The sequence below is a fragment of the Neobacillus rhizophilus genome, assembly GCF_018343535.1.
GTDB lineage: Bacteria > Bacillota > Bacilli > Bacillales > Cytobacillaceae > Neobacillus > Neobacillus rhizophilus.
Genome location: NZ_JAGYPF010000007.1, coordinates 43,051 through 54,820 on the forward strand (window position 1 = coordinate 43,051; position 11,770 = coordinate 54,820).

Sequence of the window (11,770 nt, forward strand, 5' to 3'; positions counted from 1 at the left end):
ACGTTACCTCATGCTCACTTTTTACTGGGTTTCAGGCACGTAGAACTTCCCTACGTGACCTTGTTCTTGTTTTTTACTTGGGTTCGGGTATGTATAATCTCTCTATACGGCCACTTTTTATATTTCCAAAATAAAAGAGTGTAAGTAACCCTGCTTTACACCTTTCCGACCATTCCCTTTCGCCGCCAATAAAAATAAAAACCGCCGAATAGGATGAGTGCCAACAAAATAATGTAAATACTGTATTTAGATAAATATCTCTCAACCAAGATCCAGTCCTGCCCAAGTTTTTTCCCTAATGTAATGAATGTAAAGGTCCACAATAGCGCACCGCTATAGGCAAAAACGATAAACTTTTTAAATGGATATTTGTTTATGGCGGCCACGTAGGCTGCCAGGTGGCGGATTCCAGGGATAAAATAACCGACCACTAAAAGTGGCGGGCCAAATTTTTCAAAAAGCCTTCTGGTTCGATTGATTTTTGCCTCTGTAATGTGAATTTTCGGGCCATACTTTAACAGCAGAGGTAACCCGAATTTATATCCAATTAAGTAGCTAAGGGAAATACCGCCAGCAGCCCCTATAAAAGCACAAACCAATGAGGTTAGGAACGCCATCTTCCCTTGGAAGACATTATAACCGACATAGGTCAAAAGCACCTCATCAGGTATCGGCAATCCAATAATGCCGCCAATTAAAGCAATAATGATACCAAAATAACCATAATGCATAAGCAGATAATCTATATGCTGCACCACTCTTATCCCCGCCTATTTAAAACAATTCAACATTCTTTATATTGATATTAAACCGCACAAATCATGCATTTAGCAATTCCGTTTATCTCTCATATGAACTAAATAAACCCTTGAATAGTTTTACCAATAATTAGGGCAATCTATTTTTTAAAAAGAAGAAAGAGATGAAGCCAATGCTTTTCAGACTATTTCTATTGTCGGTTACTTTGGTTATAACAATGTCTTTTACTCAATCTATCAATGGGCAAGAATTGAAACATATGAACCTTCATTATGGGACAGATGTGAAGCAAACATTAGACATTTATGCACCAAGTGGTAAAGAGAGCATAAATCACCCGGTTATCATTTATGTTCATGGCGGAGGCTGGATGCGAGGTGATAAATCTAATGTATCGGATAAGCCCTCTTTTTACACAAACAGAGGGTATGTATTCATATCCGTAAATTACCGGCTCCACCCTAATGCAACGTACAATGACATGGCGAATGATATTTCTACCGCGGTGAAATGGGTTTACGACCGTGCTGACCAATATCATATTGACAAAAAGCGGATTAATTTAATGGGGCATTCTGCAGGCGGACATTTGGTCATGCTCATCGGTACGGACCATAGTTATTTGCAACATGCGGGGATACCAGTAAACACGGTACAATCCATAGTGAATCTGGATGGACCAATCGACTTAGTGAAGTTTCTCCCTAAAAATGAGCAATATAAAGAGGTTTTTGGCCATGATCGTCAAGCATGGATGGATGCATCCCCTGCTGCTAATGCAGTTAATCAACACTTGCCGCCCATGTTGTTGGTTACCCAAAACAGAAATAGTGTTTTTGATTTTATAGAAGAAACAAAAAAAGCTGGCAATACAGCAGATATATTTGTAACTCATTCATTAACACATCGGGAGATCACCAAGCTGCTTGGTTCAAATAATAACTCGGCTGAAGCGATGAGTTTGACTAAAGCAGTGGAGGATTTTCTGAAGACTTATAACTCAATGTAAGAGCGCTTTTGGATAAATGGTAAGCTGAGGCTTACCTTTTTCTTTATTGTTATTTACTCACTATTTGATATTGAGGCAGAAGAACCGTCCCCACGTCTCAATTATTTACATTGTCTTTACTTTAGATTTACATTCCCCTAATAAAGGGTTAACAATTTGTATGTATTCTTGAATGGGGGTGTATTATGAAAACTAAAGTACTTGTTGTAGATGATGAACAGTCTATTGTGACGCTTCTTCAATATAATTTGGAGCAGGCTGGTTTTGAAGTTATAACAGCGATGGATGGTGAAGAAGGAAAACTGTTAGCAGAACAGGAGTCACCGGATATTATCGTTTTAGATGTAATGCTTCCAAAATTAGATGGAATGGAAGTATGCAAACAGCTTCGTCTGGAAAACATCAAGACTCCTATTATCATGTTAACAGCTAAAGATGATGTATTCGATACCATATTAGGTCTTGAGCTTGGCGCCGACGATTATATGATAAAGCCATTCAGCCCGCGAGAAGTAATTGCCAGAGTAAAAGCAATCTTAAGAAGAATCCAGGCCCAAGCGGAACAATCTTCCGAAAAGACTAATGATGAGCAACAGGAAATAGTAATAGGTAATCTAGTCATCCATCCTGAACGATATGAAGCCTACCTTCAGAAAAAACCGCTATATTTAACATTAAAGGAATTTGAATTGCTTCTATTTCTAGCCCAAAATAAGGGTCGAGTGTTAACCCGCGAACAGCTGCTCAGTGCTGTTTGGAATTATGACTTTGTAGGGGATACTAGAATTGTCGATGTAAACATCTCGCATTTACGAGAAAAAATAGAGGAAGATACAAAGCGGCCAGTTTATATTAAAACGTTACGTGGACTGGGCTATAAACTTGAGGAGCATAAAGACGAATGACCATATTTAGGACAAGGTTAGTAATGGCATTAATCACCCTAATCAGCTTCGTATTAGTGGGTTTAGGAATATTGCTTGGTGAGCTGCTTAAAAGCTTCTATATAGAATCAATGAGCGATGGCCTGAAAATGAAAATCATATGGGGCATTGCCTTATTCCTTGTCATTGCCGTAGTGGTCATCATTTTTCTTGGAATAAGAATTACTTCCAAGTTTACAAAACCAGTTGTTGAAGCAACAGATGTCGCTATTGAACTCGCCAAAGGAAATTACCGGGCAAGAACAAACGTAAATGGGCTGGACAAAACTGGAATGTTAGGTAAATCCCTTAATAGGCTGGCCCAAAACCTTCAGGAACTGGCTAAATCCCAAGAAATGCAACAGGAGCAGCTAAAAGTATTGATTGAAAATATGGGAGCGGGTTTGGTCCTAATTGATAGCAAGGGATACATCAATTTAATAAATAAAGGATTTATTGATATTTTTCAAGTAAGCCAAGCCGATTATTTAAATAAGCTTTATTACGAAGTCATCGATCAGGAAGAAATTCGTGATTTAGTGACTGAAGTTTTTCGGCTAGAACAAAAGGTAAGTAAACAATTACTCATTCCATTATTAATTGAAAGAAGATATTTTGTTGTATACGGCGTGCCGATTATTGGAACAAATCATGTTTGGAAAGGTGTTTTGCTCGTCTTTCACGATATTACAGAAATTAAAAAGCTCGAGCAAATGCGAAAGGATTTTGTGGCAAATGTTTCACATGAATTAAAAACCCCGATTACATCGATTAAAGGTTTTACTGAAACTCTGTTGGATGGTGCGATGAACAATCAAGAGACGTTAGAATCCTTCCTGTCCATTATTTTAAAAGAAAGTGAACGGCTCCAATCACTCATACAAGACCTTTTGGATCTTTCAAAAATAGAACAGCAAGGCTTCAAGTTAAACATACAGAAAATCGATTTATTTAAATTGCTTGAAGATGTTATTACACTCCTCCAAGGGAAGGCTGAGGAAAAGAACATTAGCCTCGAGCTTCTTTGTCCAGAGGAACAGGTGCAAATACACGGGGATGTAGATCGGCTAAAGCAAGTATTTATCAATTTAATTGGCAATGCCATTACTTATACACCAAGCAATGGGAATGTAGGGGTTATCCTTCTCGAGCAAGGTGAAACTGTCCGTGTTCATGTTAAAGATACAGGCATAGGAATTAAAAAAGAAGAAATCCCCCGTATTTTCGAGCGGTTTTACCGCGTTGACCGTGCCAGAAGCAGAAACTCCGGCGGCACAGGTCTTGGCTTGGCCATCGTTAAACATTTAATTGAAGCCCATCATGGTCAAATCAGTGTTATAAGTACTCCTGGCGAAGGAAGCGAATTTATTATTGAACTTAAAAAATAAATGGGGAATCTATACTTTTTTGAGCGTTTAATAGTAAGGATATATTAACTCAGAAAAAAAAACAGTTCATATAATCGAACTGTTTTTTTCTGAGCTCAGCTAGTTAAAAAAGGGGCTGACTCCATAAGTAGAATAGTAGAATTTTACTCACAAAGTCAGCTCCTTTTTCAATTAACAATGATTCCTAAGAAAAATACTTAATTCTATTATTTATTCTTTTCCTTCGGATAGTGACCTTTGATAATCTTCCAGTTTTCATCGTTCAGTTTCTTACGGTCTACAGAGTCCGGTTTGGAGAAATCCATATCTGCAGGGTATAGAGAGCTTGACGCAGGTTTAGGCTGCTGACTAGACTGAGTGTCACCTTCTTCGGTCCAGTATTTTGTTCGCTCCATGTTATAAGTTGTAAAGTTAGGCCGATCGGTAAAGGAGTTAAACATCGGAATTGCTGCCGCCTCAAATTGAGTCATTGGCTGCAAGCCCAAGATGAGCTCCATTGTCCGCAGCATTGCAGGTGTATCATAGAACGTACTATCCACTTTGCCTATTTGCGTGTAAGGGCTGATGGCTAACGCTACGCTTCTATGGGCATCTACATGGTCTATGCCGCCCTGAGCGTCATCCTCTACTACAAAAATAGCCGTGTCTTTCCAATACTTTGAATGACTAACTGTTTCTACAAGTTTACCTAGTGCGTAATCATTTTGCGCAACCATCTGCTCTGGACCCCACTTTGAACCGCCTGTATGGTCGTTTGGTAAATAAACCACTTCTAATTGCGGAAGGTTTCCATTCTTTTCAAATTCTCTAAATTCCTTTTCCCATTCTTTGTATCTTGTGACGTCCGAGATGTTTAAATCCCAACTTGGGTAATAGGGATCGTAATTGCCGCCAAAATTGGTTGTACCTGGATTATTAGGCAAATAGGTTTTCGTTGCTGGATCATAATTGTAGGCGAATTCTCCGTAATTACGGAAGGTTAGGCCGGCTTTCATTGCTATATCCCAAATATATCCCTCTTTAGATCTTGTGTAAGGAGCATCGTCGAGAATACTTCCTCCTCCGCCGCCATCAAAATCATAATCACGGTTTCTTCCGGAGTAATTAGCAAGCCAGTTCTTTTGTACATAATCATTCGCCTTACCAGCTGTTGTCCAGTTGTGGCCATCTGCACTCACTTCAGCGTCTGCATAAAAATTGTCTAACGTAACAAACTGATTGGCAAGCTTATGATGGTTCGGTGTTACTTCCTTTCCATACAGAGCCAGGCTGGGATCCCCATTTCCTTTACCTAAATCTCCAAAAACATGGTCATAGGTTTGATTTTCTTTAATTACATATATCACATGCTTAATAGGTGATTTGCCTTTACCAGGATAGCGGGGAATAGGGAAGTCTTTTTTGCCTTCTGCGTCTTTCCACCAGCTATTGGCTTCTGCTTCTTTGACCTGGTTATTATCATTGGTTTGTTTGGTATATTTTTTTAACTGTTCTTGGTCAGGCACATCAATAAATGACATAGTACCTTTAATCATGTTTCCAAGCCATTCATGGGAGTCTCCGTTTGGTCCTGCTCCAAGTCCTTTGGCATTATGAACCATCAGCTGATTATCATTCTTGCCAAGGTAAACACCTGTCGGATACCATCCAGTTGGGATAAGTCCTTTAACCTTTGCCTTCATTTTGCCGGTGCCATTCCCAAGATCGATAACAGCTATGTTGTTGTTCAGCGTGTTTGCCACATAAAGTGTTTTCCCGTCCTCACTTACAGTTAAAGCATCTGGCTGTGTCCCAGTAGGTGCCCCGCGGTATGGAGCGAGCGAAACAGTATCTTTTACCTCCAGCCGCTTTGAATCAATTACCGATATTTCGTCACTATCAGAATTGGCAACATAAATGGATCCGTCCACCGGGTTTTCTGCGATAGCATTTGGGTGCAGTCCTACTGGTATGGTCTTTTTCACGCTTAAATCCGTTGCATTTAGGACCGTCACGCTGCTCTCTCCCCAATTACTGACATACAAAGTGTTTCCGTCGCTGCTGACAAAAGCTGCATATGGACTTTTTCCAACAACAGAAGTGCCTTCAATTTGATTGGTGGTTAGATTGATACGAGATACTGAATGATTCATATTATTTGCAACATATAGAAGTTTACCATCAGGTGAAATAGAAATTCCCGCTGGGTAAAAATCCGTTTGGTTTTGGTCCTTCATCTGAATCGGAGATTGTTCAGTAAGCTTGCTATCAGCAAAATCAAAAACACGAATTTTGTTATTTCCGCCCGCGGAGGCGTACATTTTTTTCCCATCGGGGCTAAAGACAACACCAATATACAAGGCTTCAGGCCAATCATAAGATATGGTCTGTATAACTTCTTTCTTTTCAGTATCTACAACTTGCAATGATTGTGTCCCGGTTCCGGCGTTCGAGACCACGATGTATTTTCCATCTGGAGACAATGCTCCGCCAATCGGAAAATTCCCTAAATTCACTTGTTTTCCGGCAGGCGTCAGGTGCCAGCCATTGGTCGTAACAGCTGTACCGTCCTCCTGAGGACCAGCGAACCAAGTATACGCCGCCGATACGCTTGAACCGAATAGCAAGGATGCAAGCGCAGCTCCTGCAATGATTTTTTTACGTTTCCCTTTCAACTTTTCCATCCAGATCCCCACTTTTATAGAATTTTTTCTTACTTAAAGAAGCATAAACCTGAATTATTAAGTTGAATCCATAGAAAACTAAATATATTGTAAGGAATTTATGTCAATCAATACCAAATGGCATGAAATATTTCATCAATCTTTACCACGCTGCTTAATTCCCAACAAAAATGATGCCATCTTAATAGGTAAAACCACACTGTTTTTTGTCATTAGTAGATAATTTCAGGAAAAAAGTTTTATAAAATTAGCACTAAAACAGTTAAATAGTTTGGAGTTTTTTGCATTTACAAATTCTTTAATTTCTCTTAACAAAAGATATACACTGCCTTAATATTTTTCCTGTTTAATAGGTATGTACGAAAAAAGTAATGAATCTTTGAGGAGGATCATAATGAAAAATTTCCGTATTGGCAAAAAAGGCACGACCATTGCCCTCGCTCTATCATTAACAATTCCTGCCTTAACTCCAGCGGCAGCTGCATCTAATAATCAAGTAAAAATTGATTCTGTTAAGTTTAACGGAATGCCAGCACCTACTACTATTGATAAAATGGTAAAAACGTACACAGAAGCATCAGTAGATGTAAAATACAGCAATGGTGAAGTAAAGAACTTCCCGCTTACTTATCAGAAACTATTTAAATCTGAAGATAAAGTGGCTATCAATAAAGGCGAGCTGATTCCTGCTGGTACTCCGATTGATGTAAACGGAAATCCAATCATGGATACTAGTGTAGAAGGGAATCCAACGTACTATGTATCCGATGCTCCTGATTCCAATAGTTTATTAAAGCCAATTGCCGGGAAACAATACATGGTAACTCATTATGAATACCAAACGATCGATGCTGCTGGCAAATCCGCATATGGAATTGTTCCTGCATCTATGTCCCTGACAACTCTTGACCAAAATAATAAGACCGGTGAGCTAACACAGAAACAGGTAAAGAAGATTGATTTTTCAAGCGTAAATGGTCTATGGATTCCTTGTAACGGTTCCCTTTCACCTTGGAATACCCATTTAGGTTCTGAGGAATATGAGCCGGATGCCCGCAGTTTTGAATTGGATTCAACATCCTCTTCCAGAACTCAAGTAGAAAGCTTTGCAAAGCTTTATTTCGGGGATGCTTCAAAAGCAAATCCATATTTCTATGGATTCATTCCTGAAATTACTGTAAACAAGGATGGTTCTACATCGGTCGAAAAACATTACAGCGCTGGACGTTTCTCGCACGAAGTAATGAAGATGATGCCTGATAAGCGTACTGCCTTCTTCGGAGATGACGGATCCTATACGACGTTGTTTATGTATGTAGCAGATAAAGCGAAGGATTTATCTGCTGGTACACTCTATGCAGCGAAATTCCACCAAACCGGTACAGAAAATGGCGGAGCAGGTGATTTGGAATGGATTAATCTTGGCCATTCAACGGACAAGGAAGTCAAAGCCATTATTGACAGCGGTGTTAAGTTCAGTGATATCTTCGAAACATCAGACGTGCCAAAGGAAGGCTTTAAAGCTGTTAAGCAATATTCCTACGGAAAAACGGAATACTTGAAATTGAAGCCTGGTATGGAAAAAGCGGCAGCGTTTTTAGAGTCCCGCCGTTATGCAGCAATGCTTGGAGCTACAGCTGAATTTAACAAAATGGAAGGCGTAACCCTAAACGAAAAGGACAAGAAAGTATACATTGCGATTTCCGACCAAAGCAAAGGTATGGAAGCAAGCTCCACGGATCCAGTCGATGATATCCATCTTCCAAAAATTAAATCTGGTGTTACGTATCAATTGGATTTAACAGCTGGACAAAAAGACAGTCAAGGCCAAAAGATAAACAGTGAGTATGTAGCGGCTAAAATGTCTGGGCTTATTGCCGGGAAGGACATGCCATCTGCAGATGCATTTGGAAATACAGCAGATGTGAATTCAGTAGCCAATACTGATAATTTAAGCTATTCCGAAGCATTAAGAACATTGTTCATTGGTGAAGACAGCGGAATGCATACCAATAACTTCGTATGGGCCTATAATGTTGATACAAAGGAATTATCAAGAGTTTTATCAGTACCAGCAGGGGCTGAATCAACTGGTTTATTTGCAGCAGATAATCTAAAAGGACACTCTTATATTATGAGCAATTTCCAACATCCTGGTGATGAATTAGATACGAAGAACATTTCTGCCGTGGATAAAGTGGAACTAATAAAGGCAATGGAAAAAGAAATCGGTATTAATCGTACTGGTGGAATAGGTTATATTTCCGGACTGCCTTCACTAGAAGATTTGAAAAAATGATTAAGATTTATAAATAGTAAGGAATTTTCTAAGGTTTAAACCCGGTAATCTATTGATTCCCGGGTTTTTTTACATAGTTAGATAAAAACACACGACAAAACTACTATTTAGTAGAGTCAATAATCAAATTTTACCATTTATATTTATATACTTTTTAATTCTATTTAATTCCCAGTTTACAAAAACGGAGTAGGATTAATGATGTAATAGATTACTGATTAAAAGGGAGAGGGTTTTATGAAAAAGAAGAAAATTCTGGCGGCTTCTCTGGCTACTTTGATTCTTGGATCAACATCTGCCTATGCCGGCTACACCCAATTGGTTGGACCCCAAGAAAATGGAACGGCTGTTACTCCACATGGATGGATTGTTACCCCTTCGGGTAAACAAGTAACGCTTGGCGATTTCCCGATGGGTGGCGCGCTAAGTCCGGATCATCGGTATCTGATTGTTTCCAACGATGGACAAGGTGAACAATCTCTTCAAGTCGTAGATGTTCAAACTCAAGAAGTCATACAGACCATTCCTTACAAATCTCCGGAAGCACTTTATTTTGGGGTTGCATTTAGTCCAGATGGAAAAACAGTTTATGCTTCAGCCGGAGGCAATAACAAAATTCGCGTTTATGGTTTTGATAATGGAACATTAACAGAACAATCTCCAATCATGCTACAAAACAGCAGCAAAACAAACTTCTATCCTGCTGGTATTTCCGTTTCTAAGGATGGAAAGTTCCTCTTTATTGCAAATAATTTAAACCATTCCGTTTCAAAAGTAGATCTTGCCACCAATCAAATCGTAAAAACAATTGGTGTTGGGAAGCATCCTTACGCAGCTATTTTAAGTAACGATGGAAAATCACTATATGTCAGCAACTGGGGAGAAAGCAGCATCAGTGTTGTTGACCCAGAAACACTCGAAATCAAAAATACCATTCCAACAGGCCTTCATCCAAATGCGATTGTTGAGAACTCCGTGAATGGCATGATCTATGTAACCAATTCCGACAGTGATTCCGTTTCCGTCATTGACCCAGTACAACAAAAAGAAATCCAAACGATATCGCTTAGCCCTTATAAAAATGCTCCAATGGGAAGCCAGCCAAATGCCCTTACCCTAAGCAATGATGGCAAGACTTTGTTTGTTTCCAATGGAGGAAATAACGACGTGGCGGTCATTGATTTGGAAAAAGGAGAAGTGAAAGGGTTAATTCCGACTGCATGGTACCCAAGCGGAATCTATTTACATGATGGCCAGCTCATGGTGCTAAATGCCAAGGGGCTTGGAGCAGGTTCTAACCGGGACGGCCAGTACATCGGGAGTATGATCAAAGGAACCATGTCCTTTATCGACATTCCGGATGACAAGCAGCTGAAAAAATATACAAAACAAGTCGAAAAAAATAATGAAATAGCTAAACCAACAGGATATAGTGCAAGCGAAAAATTTCCTATCCCACGCTTCGAGGGCCAAGAATCACCAATTAAACATGTCATTTATGTCATTAAAGAAAATCGCACCTATGACCAGGTATTTGGTGATATGGAAAAAGGAAATGGCGACCCGAGCTTAACCATCTTCGGAAAAGATATTACACCGAATATTCATAAGCTGGCGGACCAATTCGTCTTATTGGATAATTTCTATGCAAATGCAGAAATCAGCGCCCAAGGACATAACTGGTCTACAGCTGCACAATCAAATGATTATGTCGAGAAAAACTGGCTGGCTAACTATTCCGGACGTAACCGTGCTTATGACTTTGAAGGCGGCAATGAAGCAGCCTATCCAAAAGCCGGATTCCTATGGACGAATGCGCTTCGCTCGGGTGTATCTTTCAGAAGCTATGGAGAGTTCGTCAATTATGATAGTAAAACAGGTAAATATGTGGCTGCCGAAGCGAGCATGGGTAATAACTTTGATCCAGACTACCCTTCTTACAATTTAAAAATATCAGATCTTACCCGCTTTGATGCGTGGGCAGATGAATTTAAGCAATTCGTCGATAACGGGAATCTTCCACAACTTCAAATTGTTCGTCTTCCAAACGACCATACACTCGGAACAAAGGTTGGAGAATTAACCCCTCAAGCGATGGTAGCGGAAAACGATTATGCACTTGGTAAGCTTGTCGATATGGTAAGTCACTCGCCATATTGGAAAGACACCGCCATCTTTGTCACAGAAGATGATGCTCAAAATGGCTGGGATTCTGTTGATGCTCACCGCACAACATCTCTTGTTATCAGCCCTTATACACAAACACGCACTGTAGACAGCACATTGTATGATACCACCTCCATGCTACGGACAATGGAAATGATTTTGGGCATGAAGCCGATGACACAATTTGATGCCTCTGCAGTTCCAATGATCAACACATTTACACATAAACCTAATTTCGAGTCATTTAAAGTAGAAGAACCAACCTATCCGCTTGATCGTAAAAATGGGCAAAATGCACCGATGGCGAAAGAATCCGCAGAACTAGACTTTTCAGGAGTAGATCATGCCGACTCAGAAAAATTGAACAAGATTCTTTGGAAATCCGCAAAAGGTGATAAACCTTATCCAGGAGAGAAAAAAAATGCTAATTAACTTATAAGTTTCAGACACTAAAAGTAATCTATTGAAAATGTTTATACAATTTTTTCAGGGAGGCCTGCCCCTTTGGTCGGCCTCCCTTTTCTTTTCAAGCATGCAATTTATTCATATACAAGAAAGGATTT

The 11,770-nt window shown here is 39.6% G+C and carries 7 protein-coding genes; 5 read left to right on the plus strand and 2 right to left on the minus strand.

Features of this window, described 5'->3' with window-relative positions; translation table 11 throughout:
* Positions 1-155: 155 nt before the first annotated feature.
* A complete protein-coding gene (locus KHA99_RS28890) occupies positions 156-758 on the minus strand; it encodes a DedA family protein (protein WP_284036769.1) in 603 nt (200 codons plus the stop codon).
* Positions 759-931: 173 nt separating this feature from the next.
* On the opposite strand from KHA99_RS28890, the gene KHA99_RS28895 reads away from it, so the two are divergent.
* From KHA99_RS28895 to pnpS, 3 genes are all read left to right on the plus strand, one after another.
* Positions 932-1,768: an alpha/beta hydrolase gene (locus tag KHA99_RS28895; protein WP_213120967.1), complete on the plus strand. Its 837-nt coding sequence runs from the start codon at positions 932-934 to the stop codon at positions 1,766-1,768.
* Between the two features lie 185 nt (positions 1,769-1,953).
* Positions 1,954-2,673: a response regulator transcription factor gene (locus tag KHA99_RS28900; protein WP_213120968.1), complete on the plus strand. Its 720-nt coding sequence runs from the start codon at positions 1,954-1,956 to the stop codon at positions 2,671-2,673.
* The gene (gene pnpS / locus KHA99_RS28905; RefSeq protein ID WP_213120969.1) at positions 2,670-4,079 is read left to right on the plus strand and encodes a two-component system histidine kinase PnpS; all 1,410 of its coding nucleotides are present in this window, start codon (positions 2,670-2,672) and stop codon (positions 4,077-4,079) included. The genes KHA99_RS28900 and pnpS overlap by 4 nt, the downstream gene beginning before the upstream one ends.
* A 206-nt stretch (positions 4,080-4,285) precedes the next feature.
* On the opposite strand, the gene KHA99_RS28910 is transcribed toward pnpS, so the two are convergent.
* Entirely contained in the window at positions 4,286-6,742 is a 2,457-nt protein-coding gene (locus tag KHA99_RS28910; RefSeq protein ID WP_213120970.1) for a bifunctional YncE family protein/alkaline phosphatase family protein, read from the minus strand.
* A gap of 394 nt (positions 6,743-7,136) precedes the next feature.
* Here KHA99_RS28910 and KHA99_RS28915 point away from each other — a divergent pair, with 394 nt between their 5' ends.
* On the plus strand, positions 7,137-9,041 hold the full coding sequence (locus KHA99_RS28915; protein WP_213120971.1) for a PhoX family protein: 1,905 nt from the start codon (positions 7,137-7,139) through the stop codon (positions 9,039-9,041).
* Positions 9,042-9,278: 237 nt separating this feature from the next.
* Positions 9,279-11,639, plus strand: coding sequence for an alkaline phosphatase family protein (locus tag KHA99_RS28920; RefSeq protein WP_213120972.1), 2,361 nt, complete (start codon positions 9,279-9,281; stop codon positions 11,637-11,639).
* Positions 11,640-11,770 lie beyond the last annotated feature (131 nt).

What these genes read in the sequence shown, in the direction of transcription:
- KHA99_RS28900 (WP_213120968.1), top strand. Translation starts at nt 1,954, where the DNA reads ATGAAAACTAAAGTACTTGTTGTAGATGATGAACAGTCTATTGTGACG.
- KHA99_RS28920 (WP_213120972.1), top strand. Translation starts at nt 9,279, where the DNA reads ATGAAAAAGAAGAAAATTCTGGCGGCTTCTCTGGCTACTTTGATTCTT.
- pnpS (WP_213120969.1), top strand. Translation starts at nt 2,670, where the DNA reads ATGACCATATTTAGGACAAGGTTAGTAATGGCATTAATCACCCTAATC.
- KHA99_RS28915 (WP_213120971.1), top strand. Translation starts at nt 7,137, where the DNA reads ATGAAAAATTTCCGTATTGGCAAAAAAGGCACGACCATTGCCCTCGCT.
- KHA99_RS28910 (WP_213120970.1), bottom strand. Translation starts at nt 6,742, where the DNA reads ATGGAAAAGTTGAAAGGGAAACGTAAAAAAATCATTGCAGGAGCTGCG.
- KHA99_RS28895 (WP_213120967.1), top strand. Translation starts at nt 932, where the DNA reads ATGCTTTTCAGACTATTTCTATTGTCGGTTACTTTGGTTATAACAATG.